Origin of the sequence: Luteimonas terrae (assembly GCF_031457535.1) — a bacterium.
Lineage (GTDB): Bacteria > Pseudomonadota > Gammaproteobacteria > Xanthomonadales > Xanthomonadaceae > Luteimonas > Luteimonas terrae_A.
The window spans coordinates 100017-123444 of sequence record NZ_JAVDWO010000007.1; the positions used below are offsets into that span (position 1 = coordinate 100017).

The 23428-nt window shown below is 67.4% G+C and carries 23 protein-coding genes and 1 tRNA gene; 12 read left to right on the top strand and 12 right to left on the bottom strand.

Annotation, left to right across the window (positions count from 1 at the left end):
* Positions 1 to 280: 280 nt before the first annotated feature.
* The 3 genes from J2W68_RS09755 to J2W68_RS09765 are packed head-to-tail and all read right to left on the bottom strand — an operon-like array spanning position 281 to position 3401.
* Positions 281 to 1345 (bottom strand): hypothetical protein, encoded by a 1065-nt coding sequence (locus J2W68_RS09755; protein ID WP_310235172.1) that lies wholly within the window; start codon positions 1343 to 1345, stop codon positions 281 to 283.
* Positions 1342 to 2556, bottom strand: coding sequence for a flavohemoglobin expression-modulating QEGLA motif protein (locus J2W68_RS09760; RefSeq protein WP_310235174.1), 1215 nt, complete (start codon positions 2554 to 2556; stop codon positions 1342 to 1344). The genes J2W68_RS09755 and J2W68_RS09760 overlap by 4 nt, the downstream gene beginning before the upstream one ends.
* A complete protein-coding gene (locus J2W68_RS09765; RefSeq protein ID WP_310235176.1) occupies positions 2553 to 3401 on the bottom strand; it encodes an N-formylglutamate amidohydrolase in 849 nt (282 codons plus the stop codon). Before J2W68_RS09765 ends, J2W68_RS09760 begins: the two co-directional genes overlap by 4 nt.
* Before the next feature lie 108 nt (positions 3402 to 3509).
* Here J2W68_RS09765 and J2W68_RS09770 point away from each other — a divergent pair, with 108 nt between their 5' ends.
* The 4 genes from J2W68_RS09770 to J2W68_RS09785 all read left to right on the top strand — a co-directional run bounded on the left by J2W68_RS09770 (position 3510) and on the right by J2W68_RS09785 (position 8418).
* A complete protein-coding gene (locus tag J2W68_RS09770; RefSeq protein ID WP_310235179.1) occupies positions 3510 to 4061 on the top strand; it encodes a YaeQ family protein in 552 nt (183 codons plus the stop codon).
* Between the two features lie 342 nt (positions 4062 to 4403).
* A complete protein-coding gene (locus J2W68_RS09775; RefSeq protein ID WP_310235181.1) occupies positions 4404 to 6560 on the top strand; it encodes a S46 family peptidase in 2157 nt (718 codons plus the stop codon).
* A gap of 85 nt (positions 6561 to 6645) precedes the next feature.
* Positions 6646 to 7503, top strand: coding sequence for a PA4780 family RIO1-like protein kinase (locus J2W68_RS09780; protein WP_310235184.1), 858 nt, complete (start codon positions 6646 to 6648; stop codon positions 7501 to 7503).
* 15 nt (positions 7504 to 7518) lie between these two features.
* Positions 7519 to 8418, top strand: coding sequence for a pseudouridine synthase (locus tag J2W68_RS09785; protein WP_310235187.1), 900 nt, complete (start codon positions 7519 to 7521; stop codon positions 8416 to 8418).
* Positions 8419 to 9333: 915 nt separating this feature from the next.
* Here the strand turns inward: J2W68_RS09785 and J2W68_RS09790 are convergent.
* Complete coding sequence (locus tag J2W68_RS09790) at positions 9334 to 10584, bottom strand: TIGR03862 family flavoprotein (RefSeq protein ID WP_310235190.1); 1251 nt, start codon at positions 10582 to 10584, stop codon at positions 9334 to 9336.
* A 1-nt stretch (position 10585) separates the two neighbouring features.
* A complete protein-coding gene (locus J2W68_RS09795; RefSeq protein ID WP_310235193.1) occupies positions 10586 to 10924 on the bottom strand; it encodes a hypothetical protein in 339 nt (112 codons plus the stop codon).
* A gap of 117 nt (positions 10925 to 11041) precedes the next feature.
* Between J2W68_RS09795 and J2W68_RS09800 the strand changes: the two genes are divergently transcribed.
* The 3 genes from J2W68_RS09800 to J2W68_RS09810 all read left to right on the top strand — a co-directional run bounded on the left by J2W68_RS09800 (position 11042) and on the right by J2W68_RS09810 (position 12848).
* Entirely contained in the window at positions 11042 to 11305 is a 264-nt protein-coding gene (locus tag J2W68_RS09800; protein WP_310235195.1) for a DksA/TraR family C4-type zinc finger protein, read from the top strand.
* Positions 11306 to 11386: 81 nt separating this feature from the next.
* On the top strand, positions 11387 to 12427 hold the full coding sequence (locus J2W68_RS09805) for an AI-2E family transporter (RefSeq protein ID WP_310235197.1): 1041 nt from the start codon (positions 11387 to 11389) through the stop codon (positions 12425 to 12427).
* Between the two features lie 73 nt (positions 12428 to 12500).
* Complete coding sequence (locus J2W68_RS09810) at positions 12501 to 12848, top strand: RidA family protein (RefSeq protein WP_310235199.1); 348 nt, start codon at positions 12501 to 12503, stop codon at positions 12846 to 12848.
* A 15-nt stretch (positions 12849 to 12863) separates the two neighbouring features.
* On the opposite strand, the gene J2W68_RS09815 is transcribed toward J2W68_RS09810, so the two are convergent.
* Complete coding sequence (locus J2W68_RS09815; protein WP_430539703.1) at positions 12864 to 13472, bottom strand: mechanosensitive ion channel domain-containing protein; 609 nt, start codon at positions 13470 to 13472, stop codon at positions 12864 to 12866.
* Between the two features lie 158 nt (positions 13473 to 13630).
* On the opposite strand from J2W68_RS09815, the gene J2W68_RS09820 reads away from it, so the two are divergent.
* Positions 13631 to 14017 (top strand): DUF6165 family protein, encoded by a 387-nt coding sequence (locus tag J2W68_RS09820; RefSeq protein WP_310235201.1) that lies wholly within the window; start codon positions 13631 to 13633, stop codon positions 14015 to 14017.
* Positions 14018 to 14087: 70 nt separating this feature from the next.
* On the opposite strand, the gene J2W68_RS09825 is transcribed toward J2W68_RS09820, so the two are convergent.
* Positions 14088 to 14163 (bottom strand) — tRNA-Ala (locus tag J2W68_RS09825).
* Between the two features lie 16 nt (positions 14164 to 14179).
* Complete coding sequence (gene rnd, locus J2W68_RS09830; RefSeq protein ID WP_310235202.1) at positions 14180 to 15307, bottom strand: ribonuclease D; 1128 nt, start codon at positions 15305 to 15307, stop codon at positions 14180 to 14182.
* 109 nt (positions 15308 to 15416) lie between these two features.
* Between rnd and J2W68_RS09835 the strand changes: the two genes are divergently transcribed.
* From J2W68_RS09835 to J2W68_RS09845, 3 genes are read left to right on the top strand one after another with little or no spacing between them, the layout of a single operon-like run.
* Positions 15417 to 17243, top strand: a complete 1827-nt coding sequence (locus tag J2W68_RS09835; protein ID WP_310235203.1) for a formylglycine-generating enzyme family protein — start codon at positions 15417 to 15419, stop codon at positions 17241 to 17243.
* A gap of 33 nt (positions 17244 to 17276) precedes the next feature.
* Positions 17277 to 18200 (top strand): M48 family metallopeptidase, encoded by a 924-nt coding sequence (locus tag J2W68_RS09840; protein WP_430539704.1) that lies wholly within the window; start codon positions 17277 to 17279, stop codon positions 18198 to 18200.
* 48 nt (positions 18201 to 18248) lie between these two features.
* A complete protein-coding gene (locus J2W68_RS09845) occupies positions 18249 to 18677 on the top strand; it encodes a hypothetical protein (protein WP_310235204.1) in 429 nt (142 codons plus the stop codon).
* Between the two features lie 73 nt (positions 18678 to 18750).
* Here J2W68_RS09845 and J2W68_RS09850 read toward each other — a convergent pair whose 3' ends face one another.
* The 4 genes from J2W68_RS09850 to gluQRS form a co-directional block, all read right to left on the bottom strand.
* A complete protein-coding gene (locus J2W68_RS09850; protein WP_310235207.1) occupies positions 18751 to 19497 on the bottom strand; it encodes a beta-ketoacyl-ACP reductase in 747 nt (248 codons plus the stop codon).
* A gap of 293 nt (positions 19498 to 19790) precedes the next feature.
* Entirely contained in the window at positions 19791 to 20282 is a 492-nt protein-coding gene (gene phaR / locus J2W68_RS09855) for a polyhydroxyalkanoate synthesis repressor PhaR (protein ID WP_310235209.1), read from the bottom strand.
* Positions 20283 to 20439: 157 nt separating this feature from the next.
* Positions 20440 to 21180 (bottom strand): acetoacetyl-CoA reductase, encoded by a 741-nt coding sequence (gene phbB, locus J2W68_RS09860; RefSeq protein ID WP_310235211.1) that lies wholly within the window; start codon positions 21178 to 21180, stop codon positions 20440 to 20442.
* A 52-nt stretch (positions 21181 to 21232) separates the two neighbouring features.
* Positions 21233 to 22168, bottom strand: coding sequence for a tRNA glutamyl-Q(34) synthetase GluQRS (gluQRS, locus tag J2W68_RS09865; RefSeq protein WP_310235212.1), 936 nt, complete (start codon positions 22166 to 22168; stop codon positions 21233 to 21235).
* 119 nt (positions 22169 to 22287) lie between these two features.
* Here gluQRS and htpX point away from each other — a divergent pair, with 119 nt between their 5' ends.
* Entirely contained in the window at positions 22288 to 23193 is a 906-nt protein-coding gene (gene htpX / locus J2W68_RS09870) for a protease HtpX (protein ID WP_310235213.1), read from the top strand.
* Positions 23194 to 23428 lie beyond the last annotated feature (235 nt).

Below are 23428 nucleotides of genomic sequence, written 5' to 3' on the forward strand. Positions count from 1 at the left end.
CGCCTTTGAAAACCAAAGACGCTGGATGCCCGCCTGATCGGCATGCGTCCGCTGAAAGCCGCGGGAATGATGGCCAGAAGCGGAATCGTTCAGACCTTCCGTAAGTGCTGTTGGCGCACTCTTTAGACTCGGGATCGAAACCGTCCACGACGCAAGCGCCGTGGCCCGGCGCCGCAGCTACCGGCGCCCATTCTGACGATTCCTGTCTGAAATCAAGACGGCGACCTGTTGAGGGTCGCCGTCCGGAGATCTAGAACTGCATCTGCACCGCCGTCCTGGCTTACAGCATCGCCAGTTCGACGTTGCTGAGCGTCTTGCCGTAGTGCTGGCGCAGGCGCAGCTTGCGCTCGAGGTCGTCGAGAATGCGGCCGGAGAAGTCGAGGCCGGTCAGCTCTTCAAGCATGTTGATGCCGCCGGGCGTGTCGACATTCACCTCCATCAGCTTGTCGCCGACGATGTCGAGGCCGACGAAGTACATGCCGTCACGGATCAGCTTCGGTGCGACCAGCTCGGCCAGGCGCAGGGCATCGGCGTCGGGCTTTGCCATTTCGTATTTGCCGCCGGCACTGATGTTGCTGCGCGCATCGCCGCTGTCGTTGTAGCGACGGATGCAGGCGTAGGTGCCGTCGACCTCGAGCGGGCGGCCGTTGAGCATCAGCAGGCGCAGATCGCCGTCCTTGGCCTTTGGCAGGTACTCCTGCGCGATCGCATAGCCATCGCGCAGCACCGCGTCGATCATCTGGTTGAGATTGCCGCCGCTCTCGGGCGTGACCACGAAGACGCTCTGGCCACCCGAACCCTGCAGCGGTTTGATGACGCCATACCCGTCGCGCGCCTCGATGAAGGCCTTGATCTCCTCGACATCGCGGCTGATGCAGGTGACCGGCCGGACTTCCTCGGGAAAATGCTGGAAGTAGGTTTTGTTGGAAGCATCGGTGAGATGCATCGGGTCGTTGACGACCAGCGCCCGCTTGAGCGCACTGAGCTGCGCGAATAGCAGGCCGCTGCCCGGTGCCCAGGGCCGCTCGACCATCTCGTCGGCGGGATCGCTGCGTAGCATCAGCACGTCGAGATCGTCGACCGAAATCCGCTCGGTCGGGCAGCCGTCGGACTGCAGATCGGCGAGCAGGGCCGCGTCGTCGGCGTAGTCCTTGCCGCAGGGCATGTGGGCACAGGCACGTACCGTGCCGTCGGCGTCGTAGGTGAAATCGGCGAGGCCGATCAACGCGATCTCATGACCGCGCGACAGCGCGCGGCGGGCCAGACGGATCGTGGTGTAGTTGTCCTGCTCGGTGTCGACGTCATTGACGACAAAGCCGAAGCGCAGGGGATGTCCGTCGGTCATGCAGCGTGCTCCGTGGGGCGGTGGGTGTGGAAAAGGTGTTCAACCGGGGTGCGCCGGCAGGCGTCGAGCCGGGTGCGGAAATCGTCATGGGCGGCGTAGCGGGGCAACAGCACCGGCGGCACGATCCAGCCATCGTCGACCAGTGCCTCCAGCAGTTCGAGCTGCGGCAGGGCGAACTTGCCCAGAAACAGCGCATCGAACTCGCCACCGGCCTCCAGATAGGCGAGCAGGTCGCGCAGACCGCGCAGGTAGACCGCGTCCTTGGTCAGCCCGCCGCCGCGCCGCGCGCGTACGGCGACATCGAAGGCGTCGTCGGTCGGCATGCCGTGGGCGTCGTGCAGGCAGGCGAAGATCGCCGGAAGCTGTTCGCCGTTGGCCGCCATCGAGGTCGCGACCACGCGCGCGGCCAAGATCCGCAGCCGTTCGCCGGGCAGATAGCCGGCGAGGAACTCGCCAAGCACCCCAAGGCCTTCCTGCATCGGGTCGTAGTGCGCCAGTCCGACTTCGAGCTGGCGCAGTGCCTGCTGCCGCCCGTTGTGGCGGGTCACGACATGCGTGCCGATCTCGTGCTGGATCAGGGGCTGCACGCGGGCGCGCGGCAGGCGGATGTTGCCATCAATGTAGAACGTGCCGTGCGAGACCATCAGCATCGAACTGATGTCCGTATCAACGACGACATCGATGTGGAAATCCGGCGCCTGCGCGCGATACCAGGCGATCTCGGCCTCGACCTGGCTGCGCACCTCGTCGATGCCGCAGTCGGCAGACAAGGGTTCGCCGCTGCCGACCGTGGCGAGGATGCGCTCGGCGAGTTCCACCAGTTCCGGCTCCACCGCGCCGAACAACGCGACGCTGGCATCGACGAAACCCGGCTGGTCGCGCTGCTCGACCAGGTCGATCATGCGGCCGAGTTCGGCCTGCTTTTCGGCCAGTAGCGTCTGCAGCGGCGGCGGCTCGATCTCGCCAACGGGCAGCGCGTCGAGCGCGCGACGGGTTTCGGTGAGATCGGTATCGAGGTTGACATAGCGCAGCGTGGGCTCGAGCGTGCGGCCGGAGGATTCAAAGGCATTCCACAGGCCGACACCGTCGAGCGGCGACAGCGCGAGCAGCCAGTCGAGTCGCGCATCGAGCACGGCCAGCGACTCGTCCACGCGCGCGGCCACCGGCGGCAACGGTCGGGCGACCGGCCGCCGGGCAACACCCGCGCTCACTTGAGGAACTCCGGACGCACGGCGTCGACCGCGTGTGACAGGCCGTCGCGCAGGGCGTACAGCGCGGAAATGTCCGCCTGACCGCTCCATTCGTCCATGAAGATCTTTTTGTACTCGGGCGAGATCGTGCACACACGATCTCCCCAGTGCGCATAGACCCACTCGGGAAAGTGGCCGCCGGTCGGGAAGCGCACATTGCAACGCACGTCCGGCAACGCCCCGCGCACAGGATGGCGGCGCAGCACGTTGGCAAAACGCCGGGCGGTATCCCCCCAGCGTTCCGGATCGAGCGTGGTGATGCCCAGCTCGATATCCGGGTTGTCGTCCTGGGCCGCGGGCGCGGCATCGGGTCCATCGCGGCGGTGGTTGTAGCTGTGGATGTCGATCAGCAGGGCGCTGCCCCAGCGGGCCACAGTGCGGTCGATCAGCTCGCCGATCATGTCGTAGAAGCGGTCATGCAGGGCCAGCGACGTCTCGCGCTCGACATCGTCGAGCGGCGTGGTCCAGACATCGAGTCCCCAGCAGGCGTCGGGACTGGTGTAGACGGCCTCGGCGCGCGGACGGTTGAGATCGACCTCGAAGCGCGACTGGCGCACCCGCAGGCGCGCATCGCCGACCTGGGTCAAAAAACTGGTGAGGGGGTCCTCCTCGCGCCAGCGCGCATCGTCATCGAGCGCGACGCGGGCACGCAGCGACTGGCGCAGCGCGTGGCCATCGTGGATCGCAGTCGCGATGACGGGGCCATCGGCAACAGATAGCTCCCAGGCGTCGACGCGCTCAAGCAGTGCTGGCGGCGTGGTGTCGGAGAACAGCGGGGCGGGTGCGGAACGGCGTATATCAGGCATGGCGCGCATGCTCGCAATCCGGGAATGATGCGGTCGTGACCACATTGGGACCCGGCGTTGACAGCTGTTTAACCTACAATCGCGCCTCACTCGCGCAGACCCTTTCTTATGGCGCCCAAGGCCACCGTCTACAAAGCCGAACTCCAGGTCACCGACATGGACCGGCATTACTACGCCTCGCACGACCTCGTGCTGGCGCAGCACCCGTCGGAAACAGAGGCGCGTCTGATGGTGCGGTTGATCACCTTCGCGCTGTTCGCCGACGAGCGCCTGGAATTCGGCCGCGGCCTCAGCAACGAAGAAGAACCCGACCTGTGGCGCCGCGACTACACCGGTGACATCGAGCAGTGGATCGATCTCGGACAGCCGGACGAGAGCCGCATCCGCAAGGCCAGCGGCCGCGCGCGTCATGTCGTGGTGGTCAACTACAGCGGCAATGCGGCGCAGATCTGGTGGGACCGGATCGCGAACTCGCTCACCCGCCTGAAGAATCTCACCGTGGTCGATCTCGAACCCGCGAAAATCGAGGAAGCGGTCGGTCTGCTGCAGCGGAGCATGCGCCTGACGGCGATGATCCAGGACGGCGAACTGCAGCTGATGAGCGAGTCGGAAACCGTCACGATGACGCCGGTCTGGCGTGTGCGTCCGGCCGAGAGCTGATTCGCATCTTTTCCAGTTGTCGCGATGCCACCACCTCTCCCCTTCGGGAGAGAGCCTGCCCCGGACCTGATCCGGGGTCGACGCGCGAAGCGCGTCGGGTGAGGGCCGGGCTTTACAGGTGAAGCCCCCAAAGCCCCCTCATCCGCCCTCCGCCTTCGCGGGGGCAGGCTCTCCGGGCACCCCGTATCAAGTACGGGGCAGGCTCTTCCCCCGGAGGGAAAAAAAGCATGCGCAGCGCAAGCCCGCCTCACACCTGAATCGCCCCGCCGTGACCTCCGCCCGTTGCTCCGACCGCGGCCACTGGCTAAGGTCGCGGCTCGCCACGTTCTTTCGGATGTCCGCATGCCGCTCCGCCGTCCCGCCACCGCCGCGCTCGTTGCCGGCCTCGCGCTCTCCGCCACTGTGACCGCACACGCCGACGAAGGCATGTGGATGCCGAGCCAGCTGCCCGACATCGCCAAGCCGATGCGCGAGGCGGGTTTCCGCGGTCGCGCCGATGCATTGGCCGACGTCACCGCGCCGCCGCTCAGCGCCGTGGTCAAGGTCGGGGGTGGCACCGGTGCCTTCGTCTCTGATGAAGGTCTGCTGCTGACCAACCACCACGTCGCCTACGGCGTGATCCAGTACAACAGCAGCGCCGCGCAAAACATCATCGACGGCGGGTTCATCGCCGATGGCCGCGCCGACGAGCGTCCCTCGAATCCCGATTTCCGTGTGCTGGTGACTGTCGGTTTCGACAAGGTCACCGACGAAGTGCTGGCCGAAGCACGCGGCAAGACGGGTCGCGCGTATTTCGATGCGGTGGACGCCGCCGGCAAGCGCATCGTGGCCGAGTGCGAGCAGTCGGGCGAGGTGCGTTGCAGCGTCGCCAACATGTATTACGGTACCGATTTCTACCGCATCCGCCAGCTCGAGCTGCGCGACGTGCGCCTGGTCTATGCGCCACCGCGCGCGATCGGCAACTACGGCGACGAGATCGACAACTTCATGTGGCCGCGCCACACCGGCGATTTCACCCTGCTGCGCGCCTACGTCGGCCGTGACGGCAAGCCGGCCGACTACAGCGCCGACAACGTGCCCTACGCGCCGCCGGCGCATCTGCAGATCGCCCGCGGCGGCCTGCATGCGGGCGATTACGCAATGCTGGCGGGTTATCCGGGCACGACGTTCCGTCACCGCACCGCGGCCGAATTCGATGCCCAGGTCGCACGCGTGCTGCCGCAGCGCGTGGCGGTCTTCGATGCGTTGATCGATGCGGTCGAGACCGCAGGCCAGGACGATGCGGACATCCGCACGCGCTACGCCTCGCAGCTGCAGTCGCTGAAGAACAACCGTAAGCGCGCCGCCGGCGAACTCGAAGGTCTGCTGCGCAGCGACGCGGTACGCCTGCGCGGCGAGGACGAGACTGCAATGTTGGCCGCGACCACGGGCGAGGACGCGACCGACATCGCCGCGTTGCAGGCGATCATCGGACAGGCCGATGACGCCGCCGCGCGCGACCAGCTATTGACGCTCGTCGCCAGCCAGACCCAGCTGCTGCGCTCGGCGCTGCTGCTCGAACGCCTCCGCATCGAATCGGCGAAGCCCGACGATGCCGCGCGCGAGAGTGGCTACCAGCAGCGTGACCATGCGCTGATCGAAGGCGTGCTGCGCCAGGCCCAGCGTCGTTACGCGCCGTCGGCGGAGAAGGCGCTGCTTTCGGTGCTGGTCGGCCGCTACCAGCAGTTGCCGGACGCGCAGCGCCTGCCGGCCTTCGATGCCGCGTTCGGCCGCACACCCGAATCACTGAAGATGGCGCTGGACATGGTTTACGCGCGCACGGCGCTCGGCGAGGAGACCGAGCGCCTGTCGCGCTTCTCCGATGCCCGCGCCGGCCGTCCTCTGGCCGACGATCCGCTGCTCGCGCTGGCCGCGCAGCTGGTTGCCGCCCAGCTCGAAGCCGAGGACGCGCGCAAGACCCGCGAAGGCGAACAGCTGCGACTGCGGCCGGCCTACATGCGCGCCCTGTTCGCATGGCGCGCGCAGCAGGGGCGTGCGGTGTATCCGGATGCCAACGGCACGCTGCGCGTGAGCTACGGCCGCGTCGAAGCGCTGGCGCCGCGTGACGCGGTGGCGTTCTCGCCGGTGACCACCGTCGCCGGCATCGTCGAGAAGCACACCGGGCAGGTGCCGTTCGACGCACCGCAGCCGCTGCTCGATGCAATCGCCAAGGGGGATTTCGAAGGCACCGCCGAAGCCTCGCTCGGCACCCAGCCGGTGAACTTCCTGACCAATCTCGATACCACCGGCGGCAACTCTGGTTCGCCGGTGCTCAATGCGCGCGGCGAACTGGTCGGTCTGAACTTCGACAGCAACTGGGAGTCGGTCAGCGCCAGCTGGTGGTTCGACCCGCGCTACAAGCGCGCGATCCACGTCGACATGCGTTACATGCGCTGGCTGATGGCGAAGGTCTACCCGGCGCCGGCATTGCTCGAGGAAATGGGACTGCCTACGCGATGACGGCGTTCTCCGGTCGGGTGCCGTTCGGGCGCGCGACCGGCGCAGGCCGCACAATGTCCGGCCAATCCCGAAAGCCCACCGCACCATGAAGATCCCGCAGGGACTGCAGCCACTGATCGAGGACGGCATCATCGATGCGGTGCTGCGACCGCTCAAGAGCGGCAAGGAGGCCTCGGTCTATGTCGTCCAGGTCGGCGACGAGGTGCGTTGCGCGAAGGTCTACAAGGACATGGCGCAGCGCAGTTTCCAGGCCCGCGTGCAGTACCAGGAGGGCCGCAAGGTCCGCGGCAGCCGCGAGCAGCGTGCGATGGGCAAGGCGACCAAGTTCGGTCGCCGCGAACAGGAAGCCGCGTGGAAAACCACCGAGGTCGACGCGCTCTACGCCCTGGCCGACGCCGGCGTGCGCGTGCCGCAGCCTCACGGTTTCTTCCACGGCGTGCTGCTGATGGACCTGGTCACCGATGCCGAGGGCTTCAGCGCGCCGCGTCTGGCCGATGTGGACCTCGAGCCCGAGCAGGCCCGCGAGTGGCATCTGATGCTGGTGCGCGATGTGGTGCGCATGCTGGTGCTGGGCATGGTGCACGGCGATCTGTCCGAGTACAACGTGCTGGCGACGCCCGACGGCCCGGTGCTGATCGATTTTCCGCAGGTCGTCAGCGCCGCCGGCAACAATGCCGCGCGCGAGATGCTGCTGCGGGATGTGCACAACGTCCGCGACACGCTCGCGCGCTTCGCACCGGAGCTCGCCGACACGTATTACGGCGAGGAGATGTGGGCGCTGTACGAGGCCGGCGACCTGCAGGCCGATTCGCCGCTGACCGGACGGTTCGTGTTCGATACCCACAAGGCGGATACCGGCGCGATCCTGTGGTCGATCGAGGATGCGCGCCAGGAAGCGGTGATCCGTCAGCAGGGCCGCGAAGAGGCCGATGAAGCCGACTGATTTGCGTTCCCGCGCATGAGCCGGCCGCGGTTTCCACCGCGCGACGGCGTGCCGGCAAGCCGCTTGCAGTTGCCGCCGGGCGCCTGGCGCACCGTGTTCGATGCGCTGGTCGCGCGGTTTCCGCAAGTGGACGCATCCACATGGCGGAACCGCATCGCCCGGGGCAGGGTGCTCGACGCGCGGGGCGAACCGATCACGCTGGAGACGCCCCATCGCGTCGGCGCCGAGATCGGCTATTACCGCGAGGTCGTCGATGAGCCGGTGATCGATGCGCTTGAACGCGTCCTGCATGTCGATGACCACCTCGTGGTCGCCGACAAGCCGCATGGCCTGCCGGTCGCGCCGACCGGCGCCTTCGTCACCCAGACCCTGTTGACGCGGCTGGTGGCGACGCTCGGCAATCCGGATCTCGTGCCGCTGCACCGGATCGATCGCGGCACGGCCGGGCTGGTGCTGTTCTCGGCCAGTCCCGCGAGTCGCGCGCGCTACCAGGCGTTGTTCCGCGAGTCGCGCATCGCCAAGACCTACGAAGCCCTGGCACCGCCGCTGCCGGATATCGCCTTTCCGCTGACGCGCCGCAGCCGCATCGAACGCGGCGAACCGTTCTTCCGCATGTGCGAGATCGGCGGCGCGCTGAACAGCGAAACCCACATCGACGTGCTCGAACGCGGCAGCACGCGATGGCGCTACGCGTTGTCACCGGTCAGCGGACGCAAGCACCAGTTGCGCGTACACATGGCCGCGCTCGGCGCGCCGATCCTGCACGACCCCTGGTATCCGACGTTGCAAGGCGACGCTGACGAAACGCGGCCGCCGCTGCAGCTGCTGGCCCGCGCGCTCGCGTTCGACGATCCGCTTGATGGATGTCCGCGTCGTTTCGAATCGGAATTCCGGCTCGTGGAAGCGCTGGATTAGATCGGCCACCAGGTTCAGGCGCCGGCGTCAGAAGCATCGCGGCCAAGGCCGCTCCTACAGGAATGCGGGCTTGTTCTGTAGGAGCGCGCTCGCGCGCGAACGGGGCTGCACACGCAGAACTGGATTCGATCGGCCACCAGGTTTGCGCGCCCACGCCAGCAGCATCGCGGCCGAGGCCGCTCCTACAGAAGAGCGGATCTGTCCTGTAGGAGCGCGCTCGCGCGCGAACGGGGCTGCACACGCAGAACTGGATTCGATCGGCCGCCAGGTTCGCGCGCCCACGCCAGAAGCATCGCGGCCGAGGCCGCTCCTACAGGAAAGCAGGTCTGTCGTGTAGGAGCGCGCTCGCGCGCGAACGGGCTTCACACGCAGAACTGGATTCGATCGGCCGCCAGTTTGCGCGGCCACGCCAGAAGCATCGCGGCCAAGGCCGCTCCTACAGGAATGCGGGCTTGTTCTGTAGGAGCGCGCTCGCGCGCGAACGGGGCTTCGCACGCAGAACTGGATTCGATCGGCCGCCAGGTTCGCGCGCCGGCGCCAGAAGCATCGCGGCCAAGGCTGCTCCTACAGGAAAGCGGTTCTGTCCTGTAGGAGCGCGCTCGCGCGCGAACGGGGCCTCGCACGCAGACCTGGATTCGATCGGCCGCCAGGTGCGCGCGCCGGCGCCAGAAGCATCGCGGCCGAGGCCGCTCCTACAGGAAAGCGGGTCTGTTCTGTAGGAGCGCGCTCGCGCGCGAACGGGGCTTCGCACGCAGACCTGGATTCGATCGGCCGCCCGGTTCGCGCGCCCACGCCAGAAGCATCGCGGCCAAGGCCGCTCCTACAGGAAAGCGGGTCTGTCCTGTAGGAGCGCGCTCGCGCGCGAACGGGGCTTCACACGCAAAACCGCTGAGCCTGTGGCGTGCCTAACCTTGCTCAGGCAGCGCCCACGTCACGCCTCACCCACGCCAGCACCCCATCCACCGCGACCGCGGCACTCGCCCAGCACGCGGTCAGCAGGTAGCCCCCGGTCGGCGCTTCCCAGTCCAACATCTCGCCGGCAACGAATACGCCGGGCAGGGCATCGAGCATCAACGCGTCGTCGGTCGCCTCCAGACGCACGCCGCCTGCGCTGCTGATCGCTTCGGCAATCGGGCGCGGTGCCTGCAGCCGCAGCGGCAGTCGCTTGATCGCCGCAGCTACGCGTGCCGGGTCGTCGAGTGCGGCGCGATCGAGCAGTTCGAACAGCAACGCGGTCTTCGCGGCATCGAGACCGGTCGCGCGGCGCAGATGCTCGCCGATGCTGCGGCGGCCGCGCGGGCGTGACAGATCGGTCTGCAGGCGTTCGAGGTCGCGTCCCGGCGCCAGATCCAGTTCCAGCAGTGCACTGCCGTCGCCAGCGATCGTGTCGCGCAGCGCGCCCGAGATCGCATAGATCGCGCTGCCTTCGATGCCCGTCGTCGTCAGGACGCATTCGCCCTGCAGCGCATGCGGCGTGCCGTCGAGCCCGGTCCAGTGCAGCACGACCGGTTTCAGCGGCGCGCCCGCGTGGCGCTCGGCGAGATGCGCGCTCCAGCCGATGTCGAAGCCGCAGTTCGCCGGCACCAGCGGGGCGACGTCGACACCGCGCGCGGACAGCACGGGCTGCCAACGACCGTCCGAGCCGAGCTCCGGCCAACTGGCGCCGCCCATCGCGAGCAGCGTGGCGTCGGCGACATGTGTCGCGCCGCCGCCCGGTGTCTCGAAGCACAGCGCGCCGGTGTCGTCCCAACCGGCCCAGCGGTGCTGCACATGGAAACGCACGCCGTCCTCGCGCAGTTGCCGCACCCAGCCGCGCAGCAGCGGCGCAGCCTTGAGATCCTCGGGAAACACGCGGCCCGAGCTGCCGACGAAGGTCGGCACACCGCGCGCCGCGGCCCAGTCGCGCAGCGCCTGTGCATCGAAGCGGTCGAGCCAGCCACCTACCGCCGCTTCGCGCATGCCGTAGCGCGCATCGAATGCGGGACGCGGTTCGGAATGCGTGAGGTTCAGGCCGCCCTTGCCGGCGATCAGGAACTTGCGCCCAACCGAACCCTTGGCTTCGAACAGATCGACGTCCAGACCCGCCGCCCGCGCGCGCTCGGCGGCGAACAGGCCGGCTGGCCCGCCACCGATGATGGCGAGCCGTGGGGGACGTGCATCCGACATGTCAGGCGCCTTGTTGGAACGCCAGGATGTAGCCGTTGCAGTCGACGATGCCGAACTCGCGGGCGCCGTAAGGCATGTCCTGCAGCGTCCACGCGAGCTGCGCGCGGCCCTGCGTTTCGGCGAATACCGCGTCGATGTCAGGAACTGTGAAGTACAGCGTGCCGGTAAGCGTGGGCGCGCGGCGCCAGAGATCGGCGGCGGTGAACACCACGCGCGCGCCGTGGCCGGTGACGGTCAAGGTGTCGCCATCGGACGACGCGGCGGTGAAGCCGGGCAAGGCGGCGTAGAACGCGCGGGTGCGTTCGAGATCGGTACAGCGCAGCAGCAGGGTCAGGGACATGCGGGTGTCCTCCAGCGGAATCGACGTCATTATGACCGGGGTCAGCGATCATCCCGGGTCAACGCGGCGCCTGCTAGCGTCGATGCCCTGATCACACGCGACATGCAGGAGGCCGTCATGGCCACGGGTTGGGCAGGCGATGGCGCGGTGCAGGACCAGATCGACGCCACGGTGAAAGACGCGATCGAACGGGCCCGCAGCCAGCTGCGTAGCGGACCGGGCCTCACCCACTGCGAAGAATGCGATGCGCCGATTCCAGAGGCGCGTCGCCAGGCCGTGCCCGGCGTACGTCTGTGCGTTGCATGTCAGGCCGCGCACGACGATGACGACGCGCACAGCGGCTACAACCGCCGCGGCAGCAAGGACAGTCAGCTGCGCTGAGCGCTCCACCGGGCTTGCACGCGCGGTATGGGACAAAAGGCGCCGCGTTGCGACGCGGCTTCTCTTTACACCGGATCGACCATGCCCGCGTCGCAGGATCTCGCGTTGTTCACCCGTCAAGTTCTGATCGTCCTCGCGCTGCTCGCCGTGCTGGTGCTGTGCTGGGCGCTCACGCCGGTCTTCATGCTGGTATTCGGCGCCATCGTGGTCGCGGCCCTGCTGCTGTCGCTGGCAAGCCTGCTGCGCCGTTTCGTACCGATGCCGCATGGTCTGGCCCTGGCGATCGTACTGGTCGTGCTGATCGGCGGCCTGGGCCTGCTGCTGTGGATGTTCGGCGCGCAGGCCACGCGCGAACTCGCCACGCTCACCGACACGCTGCCGTCCGCGTACGCGCAGTTCCAGCAATGGCTCGGCGAAACCAGCGTCGGCAGTCTGGTCCAGGAGCAGCTCGACAGGGTCCGCGACAACATGGGCCGGATCGCGACGGGCGCGGGTGCGATCGCGATGACGGTCTCCAGCGGCACGATCGACATGTTCCTGGTGCTGGTCGGCGCCATCTATATCGCCGCGCAGCCGGAGATGTACCGCAACGGCCTGCTGCACCTGGTGCCGCCCTCGGCGAAGACTGCGGCGGCCGATGCGCTGGATGCCAGCGGGCGGGCGCTGCGGCTGTGGCTGGGCGGGCAGCTCGTCGCGATGCTGGTCGTCGGCATCATGACCGGCATCGGCTTGTGGCTGCTGGGCGTGCCGGCGGCGTTCGCGCTCGCGCTGATCGCGTTCCTGCTCGACTTCGTGCCCATCATCGGGCCGATCGTCGCGGCCATTCCAGGCATCCTGCTGGCGTTCACCGTCAGTCCGCAGGTGGGCTTTGCGACCATCGCGCTCTACGTCGTGGTGCAGCAGCTCGAGAGCAATCTGCTGCAGCCGCTGATCCAGCAACGCGCCGTCGAACTGCCGCCCGCGGTGCTGCTGTTCTCGCTGGTGATCTTCGGCAGCCTGCAGGGCGTGACCGGTCTATTGCTCGCGGCGCCGCTGACGGTGGTCGTCTACGTGCTGGTCAAGCGGCTCTACGTACGCGAGGTGCTCGGCGGCGACACCGCGGTGCCGGGCGAGCGCGAGTGAAGGCGTCGCGCGTCGGCTTGTCGTCGACGCGCACGCCGTCCAGCATGGGCACCCCGTCTACCGAAGCACTTCCATGATCCAGCGCATCGATGCCGGCCCGCGCATGTCCGAGGCCACGATTTACAACAACACGGTCTATTGCGCCGGGCAGGTACCCGAGACCCTAGGCGCCGACATCGGCACGCAGACGCGCGAAGTGCTGGCGGCCATCGATGCGCTGCTCGCGCAGGCCGGCAGCGACAAGACGCGGGTATTGCAGGCCCAAGTGATCCTGGCCGACATCGCCGATTTCGACGGCATGAACGCCGAATGGGACCGCTGGGTGGTGCCGGGACAGGCGCCGGCGCGCGCGACGATCGAAGCACGCCTGGCCGATCCGGGCTGGCGCATCGAGGTCATCGTGACCGCCGCATTGACCTGAGCAGTCCCCGGCGCGTCAGACGTCGAGCGCATCGCCTGCAGTCCCGCCACCGCGCGCCGCGGGCAGGGCGCCGCCACGCCAGCGGCGCAGCGCACGCTGGAAGAACAGGCTGTTGGGAATCTGCAGGCAGGTGCCTGCACCGTCGCCATCGTCGGTCTCGCGCAGCGTGGTGTAGACGAGATTGATGTCGACCACCTGGCCGCGCAGGCCGGGTTTCTCGCCGTTCTCCAGCAACTCGACGTGGTCGTACAGGCGGAACGGGCGCGTGGTGAGGATCAGCATCGTGCAGAAGATGTTCGACAGCACGCTCCACGCGGCGAAGAACGCGACCGCGGCCACCGCGGCGAAGCCGGTGAACGCCGTCCACAGCACCGTGCCCGACACACCCATGCGCTCGAGGATGAGCAGCAGCGCACCTGCGTAGATCAGGAACGAGGTCACGCGGCGCCCGCCGACGACGGCTTCGGCCGGCAACGTGTAGCGGTGTCCGACGCGCTCGATCACCCGGCGCACCAGCAACCGCAGCAGCCAGGCCGCGAGCAGGATCAGCAGGATCTGGCCGATCGGCGTGACGATGTCGAGCCAGTCATGCAGCCACACGGGCAGGCGGTCCTCGAAGCGCACGGCAGTTCCATGTTCGACGCCGATCGCGCCGCCGCAGAGTTTACGCCGCGGCGCAGCACGCGCTGCGGTCCGGCCTGCGCCGCATGCGCTCTGGCTGAAGCGCCTTCAGCGCCGCGTTACCATGTCCGGCCACCCGACCTGCGCGAAGAGGACATCCCGTGAGCACGCTTCTGGTTCCGGTGTCGATCGGCGAACTCGCCGACAAGATCACCATTCTCGAGATCAAGTCCGAACGCATCGGCGACGCGCAGAAGCTGGCGAACGTCCGCACCGAACTCGACGACCTGCTGCCGCTATGGGCGCCGCTGGCGCAGACGCAGCCGGAGATGGCCGAGCTCAAGACCGCGCTGCGCGAAGCCAATACCCGCATGTGGGACGTGCAGGACGCGCTGCGCGCGAAAGAAGCCGCGCAGGATTTTGGCGACGAGTTCGTCGAGCTTGCACGCGCCGTCGCGCGGCACAACGGCGATCGCGTGCAGATCAAGAACACGATCAACCGGCTGGCCGGCTCGCGCTTCGTCGAAGAAAAGCAGTACCGCGCCTGAGAGACGCGACCGCCGCGCCCTGAAAGCAGAAAAGCCAGGACCTGGGTCCTGGCTTTCCGGCGGTATCGAGTGGTGGAGCCAAGGAGGATCGAACTCCTGACCTCGTCGATGCGAACGACGCGCTCTCCCAGCTGAGCTATGGCCCCACATGATGCGTGGCGATTATACGGTCCCCGCTGCAGGCTCGCCAGCCCTGTCGAGCAACGGCGCCAGCGCCGGTTCCAGCTGACCGCGACGCCAGCCCGACAACGCACCCGGCCAGTCGGCACCTTCGACCAGCGCTTCGAGCCACTTGCGTGACGCGAGTACGCCATCGGGCAGGCCGATCTCCGCGCTGCGCACCGCGACCGCCTGCTGCAGACGCTTGAGCTGCTTGCGGTCGGGTTCTTCACCGCTCGACAGCGGCATCTCGGCTTCGTCCGGGAGCTCGGTGGTCAGGGCCTGCCAGATCACCTGGGTGAGTTTGCGCGGCGCCTTGGGATGCGCATCGAGCCGCTGCTGCAGCGCCGTCGTGTCCGCAGGCGGGTCGCGGGCGAGCAGGGTGGCCAGTTCGTTGTCGAGGATCCAGCTGCGCGGCCGGTCGGTCGCGCGCGCATACGTTTCGCGCCAGCGCAGCAGACGGGCCAGACGACGCTGCGCGTCGGCATCGAGAAACAGCCCGGCGCGGCCGCCGAGTTGCGGCCAGCGGTCGCCGTCCATGTTGCCGGCGGTCGCGACGAGTCGCGCGCAGTCTTCGACCAGCCAGTCCGCGCGGTCGAGCGCATCGAGCTTGCCGGCGAGCACGTCGTGCAGCGCAAACAGATGCGCGACATCGTCGACCGCGTATTCCAGCTGGGTCGCCGACAGCGGACGCCGCAACCAGTCCGAACGCGTCTCGCCCTTGGCCAGGGCAACGCCCAGCGTTTCCTGCACCAGGCGCTGATAGCCCATGCCCGCGCCTGTCCCCGACAGCGCTGCGGCGATCTGGGTATCGAACAGCGGCGCCGGTACCGCGCCGCAGGCATGGCCGAAGGCGACGAGGTCCTCGCTTGCGCTGTGCATGATCTTGAGGATGGCCGGATCGGCAAGCAGCGGGCGCAGCGCCTCGGCGATCCCCGGTGCCAGCGGGTCGACCAGCAGCACTTCGATGCCGTCAGCGCCTTCGAATGCGATCTGCACCAGCGCGAGCTGGGGCCAGAAGGTGCGTTCGCGGATGAACTCGGTATCCAGACCGAGGCGGGCCGGGGCGTCGGGCAGGCGGGCCCGCAGAATCGCCGGATCGTCGATCCAGGAAGAAATGAGAGATGACATGCGCGAAAGCCTAGCGGCGCGGGCCGGTGGCGGCAATCGCCGGGACTGTCGCATCGCCGCCACGGCCGCGATGGCTTAATCTGGCGCGATGCGGTCCAGGGAGCCCGGTTTGCGCAGTATCTTCGTCGTCGGCCTGTTGGGCGTGCTCGTGCTGGCGGGCTGCAAGGGCGACCGCTCCGACAGCGAGGCCGCGCCTGGCGACGGCACCGTGACCATCAGCGGCGACGACGCCGTGGTGCCCGAACTCAACTGGACGCCGCCGACGGTGGTCATCGCCGAAGACGGCGAGGCTGACGCGCTCGCGCAGGCGCGTGCGGCGCTCGAGGCCGACGACCTGTACGCGACAGCGGACTCGGCGATCCCGCTGTATCTGGCCCTGGCCCAGCGTCCCGACAGCGAACGCGCCGCGCGCGCGGGTCTACGCCGTGCGCAGACCCGGCTGCTTGCGCTCGGCGCGCAGGCGCTGCTGGAAGCCGATGAACTGGACTCGATCGCCGGCATGCGCGCCGCGCACGACTTCGCCGCGGTGGCGCGCTATCTGGCGGCCGGCGACGAGCCGGTGGTGCGCTATCTCGAGCGCGTCGACGAAAGCGACCGGCTGTGGGAGCTCAACCGCGCCGCCGAGCGTGCGCTGCAGGCCGGCGAACTCGGCGAGGCGGGTGGCGGTGCGCTCGCCCTGTTCCGCGAGGCTGCGGCGCTGCGCCCCGGCCAGCCGCGCGCCTTGCAGGGCATGGCCGCGGTCGAGAGCGCGATGATCCGCCGCGCCGAGGTCGCCGCGGACGCGGCGGACTATCGTGGCGCGACGCGCTGGCTGGGCTATGCCACCACCATCCGGCCCGGCTTTCCGACTGTCGGCGATGCCGAACAACGTCTCGAACGCATGCGCGCGGCGCACATCCGCCGGCTGCGCGACGAGGGCGTCGAGGCCCTGCCGGCGATCGGCGGCGTGGCGATCGCGCGCGAACGGCTGGCGCAGATCATCGGCATCGCAGAACCTGGCGACCCGGTCGTCAACGATCTGCGCGAGCGTATCGACCGCACCGTGCATTACGGCGATTTCCGCCCCGGCCAGGTCTTCACCGATGCGCTGGAAGGCGGCGCGCGTGGGCCGCAGGTCGTGGTGCTGCCGCATGGCGGCTTCATGATGGGCGCGCTGCCCGGCGACGCCGACGCCGAGGACAACGAGACGCCGCGGCATGCGGTGCGTTTCGAACGCGGCTTCGCGATGGGCGTGCGGGAAGTGTCGGTCGGCGAGTTCCGGCGCTTCGTCGACGCCACCGGCTATCAGGCGCGCGCGGTGCGTCGCGGTTTCTCGATGGCCTACGACGAACGCACCGGCAACTTCCTCCGGCGCAGCAACGTCGACTGGCGCTCCGACTACGTCGGACGTCCCGCCGGCGACACGATGCCGGTGCTGCACGTCAGTGCCAAGGACGCCCAGGCGTATGTCGACTGGCTGTCGACCCAGAGCGGCCGCCGGTACCGGTTGCCGAGCGAAGCGGAGTTCGAGTACGCCTTTCGCAACGGCACCGCCGAACGCTATCCCTGGGGCGAGGGCACGCCACCCGACGGCGCCGGCAACATGACCGGCGCGCTGGACCGCTCGCCCGGCGGCCGCAGCTGGGGCAACGCCTTCCCCGGTTACGAGGACGGTTACTGGGGACCGGCACCGGTGGGCAGCTTCACGCCGAATACCTGGGGCGTGCACGATCTTGCCGGCAATGTCAGCGAGTGGATGGCCGATTGCTGGCACGAGAACTACCGGCGTGCGCCCGGGGACGGGTCAGCCTGGGTGAATCCGGGCTGCCGCAACCAGGTGATCCGGGGCGGGTCGTGGGCCAGTTCACCGGCGCAGACCCGCACCAGCTGGCGGGCGCTGGCGCAGGTGGATACGACAAACGCGCGACTCGGTTTCCGTGTTGTGCGCGAACTTTGACTGTGTGCCGGGCGACCGGCCTGGGGAGATGGCATGCGACAGAATCCTTTCGGCGGCGGTGACCGTCGCCAGCCCGGCCGCGCACCGCGTCGCCGCTTCGGCATGCGCTTCATCGTGCTGCTGCTGTTCGCCGGCTACGGCGCGTACTACTACTTCTCCAACCAGAGCGTCGACCCGGTCACCGGCGAAACCGTGCTGATCGACCGCGCGCTCGATGTCGACCAGGAGAAGGCGCTGGGCCTCGAGGCGTATCAGGAAATCCTGGGCCAGGAGCGCCCGGTCGATCCCGACAGCGAGATCTCGAAAGAGGTTCGCCTAATCGCCGAACGCCTGATCGCCAAGGTCGATGTGGTCGAGGCCGAGCTCGCCCGTGAGCACGGGCTGGAACCCACGCGGTTCTCGGAGAGCTTCGAGTGGGAGGTCAACGTGCTGGAGTCCGACCAGGCCAACGCGTTCTGCCTGCCGGGCGGCAAGATGGCGGTCTACACCGGTCTGATCCCGGTGGCGGAGAACGCCGACGCGCTGGCCGTCGTCATGGGCCACGAGATCGCCCACGCCCTGCTGCGTCACGGCGCGCAGCGCATGGCCCAGCAGAAGCTGACCCAGGTCGGCCAGATGGCCGGCGCGATGAGCGGCATGGATCCGCAGCAGCAACAGATGGCGATGGCCGCAATGGGCTACGGCTATCTGCTGCCGTATGCGCGCAAGCACGAGACCGAGGCCGACAACATCGGCCTGATGCTCGCCGCCGCCGCATGTTTCGATCCGCGCGAAGCCGTCCCACTGTGGGAACGCATGTCCGCGGCCAGCGGCGGCCAGGCGCCGCCGGAATTCTCGTCCACGCATCCCAACCCCGGCACCCGCATCCAGACGCTGGAATCGCTGATGCCCAAGGCGATGGAATACCGCGCGAAGTTCTGCGAAGACGCGCAGGGCGGGGCGGTGTCTGCCCTTTGAACTCAACGACGTAAAACGCGTACAGACCTCAACCAACAAGGAACGTTTATGAGAACCGTTTATCTGCTCGCTTCGACATTCGTGACAGCCCTCGCAATCCCCCAGTTCTCACAAGCGCAGGAGTCGGGCAACCAGCAGCCCTTTGCTCTCAACCTGGCGTGTGAGGGAAGCGGCCTTCGCAGCGACCACGTGGGGTACAACGCCCATCTGTACGTGCACATCAACGAAGGCGGCGCTGAAATCCAGATCCCCCGCCAGATGGTAGGTGGATTCAACCCGGTCGCCACCTGGGTTCCCCTGCGTGACGTCAAAGTCGATAGATCGGAGATAAGCGCAGGCTACCGGCTAGGCTTGTGGGGCTCTACACGCGTGAGAATAGATCGCGTGCATGGTGAGATCAGGGTGTCCGGCCCTGGTGGGACATTTGACGGCGACTGCTCGCCCTATGACCCAAGCGCCGTCGAGAACGCGTTTTAGAGGGGAGCACGGAGTAACGCGAGACGCACTCCCGTCCCTTCGGGAATCCCGCTTGACAGTCCCGGGTGTGCGCTCAGAACCCCATCAGCAGACCGCCGTTGACCGGCAGGTTGATGCCGGTGATGTAGCCGGCATCGTCTGCGGTCAGAAACACCACCGCCCGCGCGATGTCGTCCGGTTGACCGACGCGGCCGACCGGCACGCCGGCAATGGTACGGGCCAGCACTTCGGGCGGCATCTTCGAGGTCATCGGCGTTTCGACGTAGCCCGGCGAGAGGCTGTTGACGGTGATGCCCTTGGCCGCGACTTCGCGGGCCAGCGACATCGTGAGCCCGTGCAGGCCGGCCTTGGCCGCGGCGTAGTTGGTCTGGCCGAAGTTGCCGGTCTGGCCACTGACCGAACTGATGTTGACGATGCGGCCGAAGCCGCGCGCGACCATGCCCTCGACCGCGGCGCGGCACAGATGGAACGCGCTGTCGAGGTTGATGCGCAGCACGTCGTCCCACTGCTCGGTCGCCATCTTGCGCAGCGTCGCGTCGCGGGTGATGCCGGCGGCGTTGACCAGGATGTCGATCCGGCCGTGACGCGTCTCGACCTCTTTGATTGCCGCAGCGCAGGCTTCGGCATCGCCGACATCCACAGTGAGCGTGGTCACCGGCAGGCCGGCCATGTCGGCGGCGAACGCATCGAGACGCGCGGCGTCGGCGGGCAGGTCTGCGGCGACGACGTGTACGCCGCGTTCGGCGAGCTGACGACAGATGGCGCGGCCGATGCCGCCGAGGCCACCGGTGACGATGGCGATGCGTGGAGGATTGGTCATGGGTGTGTCCTAACGGAAGCCACCAGGACGCAATACCGTTCGCCCTTCAGCTCGCGCGAAAATTAAGTCCCGTCATTCCGGCGGAAGCCGGGCTTCCAACAGCCGAATGGCTGGTAATCCAGCGACTTCTGTGCATGTTAAAGACATATCCAGTGACTACTCGCCGCCACTCAATACGCGCGCGAGCGAAAGCGGCGTGCGTAAGAGAAAAAGCACAAGTCACTGGATTACCAGCCATTCGGCTGTTGGAAGCCCGGCGTTCGCCGGAATGACGAGAAGAGTGACGAAAAAAATCAGCGGCCGCGCTTGGGCGGATCGCGATCGGCAGGCTTGGCGCTCGGCGCCGCGCCGGGGACCATCGTCTTCTGGAATTCCTTCCACAGCTCGAGATTGCGCTCGGTCAGCTGGTTCATCATCGTCCACGGCGTCTGGCCGAGCAGGCCGCCCATCTGCTGGCGGAACTGCTGCTGCTGGTCGAGGAACGTCTGCATCGAGCGTTCGAGATAGTTGCCCATGAAGCCCTGCATCGAATCGCCGTAGAAACGGATGATCTGGCTCAGCAACTGGGTCGACAGCACCGGCTCACCGTCGGACTCGTGCTCGGAAATGATCTGCAGCAGCACGGAGCGGGTGATATCGGTGCCGCTCTTGGCGTCGCGGACTTCGAAGTCCTCGCCGTCGACGATCAGCTGGCGGACGTCTTCGATGGTGATGTAGCTGGAGATTTCCGTATCGTAGAGGCGACGGTTCGGGTACTTCTTGATGATGCGCACGGCATTGCTCATGAAGCCAACACTCTGATCCTTTGGTGCCGCGCAGCATGGCGTAGCGTGATGGGGTGCGCAACTGCACACAGGGGCTGAACAGGGCGTCTCCGCGTCGCGCCGCGGACCGTCCTCGCACGTACGGTGCGGGATGGCCGCGCGCGATGCGCGGACCGGCTCACCACCCCATGTGGTGGCCGCCGTTGATGTCGAGGTTCGAGCCGGTGATCCACGCGGCTTCGTCGGAGACCAGGAAATTCACCGCATACGCGATTTCCTCGGGACGTCCCAGGCGACCGGTCGGAATGTCGGCCGCGATCTTCGCGCGGACTTCTTCCGGCACCGCCATCACCATGTCGGTGGCGACGTAGCCGGGCGACACCGTATTGACGGTGATGCCGAGCTTGGCGTTCTCGCGCGCCAGCGAAATCGTGAAGCCGTGCATGCCGGCCTTGGCCGCGGCATAGTTCGCCTGGCCGTATTGGCCCTTGAGGCCGTTGATCGAACTGATCTGGATGATCCGGCCCCACTTGCGCTCGCGCATGCCTTCGATCACCGGGCGCGTCACGTTGTAGACCGAATTGAGATTGGTGTTGATGACGTCCTGCCACTGCAGCGCGTGCATCTTGTGGAACGTGCCGTCGCGGGTGATGCCGGCGTTGTTGATCAGGATGTCGATCGGACCGAGCTGCGCTTCGACGTCGCGCACCATCTTTTCCGCCGCTTCGTGATCGGACACGTCGCCCGAGGCGATCGCGATGTCGTAACCGGCGTCGCGCATCTGCGCCTGCCATGCCTGCGCTTTCTCCGCGTTGCGGTAGTTCGTCGCCAGGCGATAGCCGTTGTCGGCCAGTCGCTTCACGATTGCCGTTCCGATACCGCCGGTGCCACCGGTCACCAAAGCCACGCGTGCGCTCATGCAATCCTCGTCTGTGGGGTGCGCTGCCAGTGCGGCAGCGGGGTTTTGCAGTCTATGCATCGCGCGTTGCAGCAGTGTTGTGCGACGCAGCAATCGTGATGTCGTGTGTCGGTACGCGTGCGATGTCGAAGGCGTCGACGGCGTGTGCGAGAAACACCGCGGGTGTATCCGCACGGATCGGCTGCTGGCCCAGCGCGTGCCAGGCGAAGCGCAATGCGGGTATCGGATCGCGCGCATCGACGGCAATCGCCTGTTCCGACTTCGACAGCTTGCGGCCGTCGCCATCCAGCAGCAGCGGCAGATGCGCGTAACGCGGTGTCGGCACGCCAAGCATGCGTTGCAGCAGGATCTGCCGCGCGGTGGAGTCGAGCAGATCGGCGCCGCGCACCACGTCGGTGATGCCCTGATCGCCATCGTCGACGACGACGGCGAGCTGATACGCCCAGAAGCCATCGGCGCGCCGCAACACGAAATCACCGACGTCGACATCGACCTGCTGCACCTGCCGGCCGCGGATCGCATCGACGAACTCGATCGTCGTGCCGGGCGGCACACGCAAGCGGATCGCGGGATCCGGTCGCGTGCCGCTTGCACGACAGACGCCGAGATGACGGCCGCCGGTCGCTGCGAGATCGGCGCGGCTGCAATGGCAGACGAAGGCATCGCCGCGCGCGAGCAGTTCGTCGACGACCGCCGCATAGCGCGCATTGCGCGTGCTCTGCACCAGCACCGGCCCATCGTGATGCAAACCGAACGCCTGCAACGTCGCCAGTTGCGACTGCGCCGCGCCGGAGATTTCGCGCAGACGATCGACGTCTTCGATACGCACCCCCCAGCTGCCACGCGCCTGTCGCGCCATCACCCAGCTGCCGAGCGCGGCCAGCAGCGAGCCGGCATGCAATGGACCGGTGGGCGAGGGCGCATAACGCCCGCGATACGCAGGCGCGTCGCGTGTGTGCGTCAAACTGTCTGGCGCATGAACTGTCATGGGGTCGCCACTGTGCCTTGCACGCTGCCGAATTGAAATCTTGCATGCGCGTACGCAGATAATGGCCTCACGTTCCCATCTCCGCCTGGCGCAGGCGTCATCCGGACTCAAGGTACCCAATGTTCAAGCGTTTCGGTCTTCTCATCGCCACCAACCTCGCCGTGCTCGCGTTGGTCAGCATCGTCATGGCGATCTTCGGTATCAATCCGTCCAGCTATGGCGGTCTGTTCGTGTTCGCGGCCCTGTTCGGCTTCGGCGGCGCGTTCTTCACCCTGGCGATTTCGAAATGGTCGGCCAAGCGCGCCACCGGCGCTTACGTCATCAAGGAGCCGCGCGACGAGTCCGAGCGCTGGCTGGTCAACACCGTGCGCCGTCAGGCCGAGCAGGCCGGCATCGGCATGCCCGAGGTCGCGATCTACGATGCGCCCGAGATCAATGCCTTCGCCACGGGTGCCAACCGCAACAACGCACTGGTCGCGGTGTCGACGGGCCTGCTGCGCTCGATGACCCGCGATGAAGCCGAAGCCGTGCTGGGTCACGAAGTCGCCCACGTCGCCAACGGCGACATGGTGACGATGACGTTGCTGCAGGGCGTGCTCAACACCTTCGTGATCTTCCTGGCCCGCGTGGTCGGCCGCGCGATCGACGGCTACCTCAACGGCGGCCGCGACAACGGCGGTGGCGGCATCGCGTACTTCGCGATCGTGTTCGTGCTGGACATGATCTTCGGCCTGTTCGCCTCGATGATCGCGATGTGGTTCTCGCGCTACCGCGAGTTCCGCGCCGACGAGGGCGGCGCCGCATTGGCTGGCCGCGAAAAGATGATCGCCGCGCTTGAGCGCCTGGCCCAGACCTACGGCCAGAGCACGATGCCCAAGACCATCGCCGCGTTCGGCATCAGCGGTGGCGTCGGCACCGGCCTGAAGAAGCTGCTGATGAGCCACCCCCCGCTGGACGAGCGCATCTCCGCCCTGCGCAACGCCCCGCCGAGCCGCGACTCGGTGCGTCAGGGGATTGTGGCTTGATCCACTGATCGCTGATCTATGCAGTACGTAAAAGCCCGCCAATCGGCGGGCTTTTGTTTTTGAGCCCTCCCCCGTACACGGGGGAGGGTTGGGAGGGGGCGAATCGTCAGGTCGCGAGAGCCAAGACTCGGGCGTCGAGTTGAAGGAGGACCTTGGCGGTCCTGTGCACTGACCGTTTGCCCCCATCCCAGCCTTCCCCCGCAGACGGGGGAAGGAGCGAAGCAAACGCAAAAGC

What these genes read in the sequence shown, in the direction of transcription:
- phaR (WP_310235209.1), bottom strand. Translation starts at nt 20,282, where the DNA reads ATGAGCAATGCCGTGCGCATCATCAAGAAGTACCCGAACCGTCGCCTC.
- htpX (WP_310235213.1), top strand. Translation starts at nt 22,288, where the DNA reads ATGTTCAAGCGTTTCGGTCTTCTCATCGCCACCAACCTCGCCGTGCTC.
- J2W68_RS09810 (WP_310235199.1), top strand. Translation starts at nt 12,501, where the DNA reads ATGATCCAGCGCATCGATGCCGGCCCGCGCATGTCCGAGGCCACGATT.
- J2W68_RS09845 (WP_310235204.1), top strand. Translation starts at nt 18,249, where the DNA reads ATGAGAACCGTTTATCTGCTCGCTTCGACATTCGTGACAGCCCTCGCA.
- J2W68_RS09850 (WP_310235207.1), bottom strand. Translation starts at nt 19,497, where the DNA reads ATGACCAATCCTCCACGCATCGCCATCGTCACCGGTGGCCTCGGCGGC.
- J2W68_RS09795 (WP_310235193.1), bottom strand. Translation starts at nt 10,924, where the DNA reads ATGTCCCTGACCCTGCTGCTGCGCTGTACCGATCTCGAACGCACCCGC.
- J2W68_RS09805 (WP_310235197.1), top strand. Translation starts at nt 11,387, where the DNA reads ATGCCCGCGTCGCAGGATCTCGCGTTGTTCACCCGTCAAGTTCTGATC.
- gluQRS (WP_310235212.1), bottom strand. Translation starts at nt 22,168, where the DNA reads ATGACAGTTCATGCGCCAGACAGTTTGACGCACACACGCGACGCGCCT.
- J2W68_RS09770 (WP_310235179.1), top strand. Translation starts at nt 3,510, where the DNA reads ATGGCGCCCAAGGCCACCGTCTACAAAGCCGAACTCCAGGTCACCGAC.
- J2W68_RS09790 (WP_310235190.1), bottom strand. Translation starts at nt 10,584, where the DNA reads ATGTCGGATGCACGTCCCCCACGGCTCGCCATCATCGGTGGCGGGCCA.
- J2W68_RS09765 (WP_310235176.1), bottom strand. Translation starts at nt 3,401, where the DNA reads ATGCCTGATATACGCCGTTCCGCACCCGCCCCGCTGTTCTCCGACACC.
- phbB (WP_310235211.1), bottom strand. Translation starts at nt 21,180, where the DNA reads ATGAGCGCACGCGTGGCTTTGGTGACCGGTGGCACCGGCGGTATCGGA.
- J2W68_RS09840 (WP_430539704.1), top strand. Translation starts at nt 17,277, where the DNA reads ATGCGACAGAATCCTTTCGGCGGCGGTGACCGTCGCCAGCCCGGCCGC.
- J2W68_RS09785 (WP_310235187.1), top strand. Translation starts at nt 7,519, where the DNA reads ATGAGCCGGCCGCGGTTTCCACCGCGCGACGGCGTGCCGGCAAGCCGC.
- J2W68_RS09775 (WP_310235181.1), top strand. Translation starts at nt 4,404, where the DNA reads ATGCCGCTCCGCCGTCCCGCCACCGCCGCGCTCGTTGCCGGCCTCGCG.
- J2W68_RS09755 (WP_310235172.1), bottom strand. Translation starts at nt 1,345, where the DNA reads ATGACCGACGGACATCCCCTGCGCTTCGGCTTTGTCGTCAATGACGTC.
- rnd (WP_310235202.1), bottom strand. Translation starts at nt 15,307, where the DNA reads ATGTCATCTCTCATTTCTTCCTGGATCGACGATCCGGCGATTCTGCGG.
- J2W68_RS09800 (WP_310235195.1), top strand. Translation starts at nt 11,042, where the DNA reads ATGGCCACGGGTTGGGCAGGCGATGGCGCGGTGCAGGACCAGATCGAC.
- J2W68_RS09780 (WP_310235184.1), top strand. Translation starts at nt 6,646, where the DNA reads ATGAAGATCCCGCAGGGACTGCAGCCACTGATCGAGGACGGCATCATC.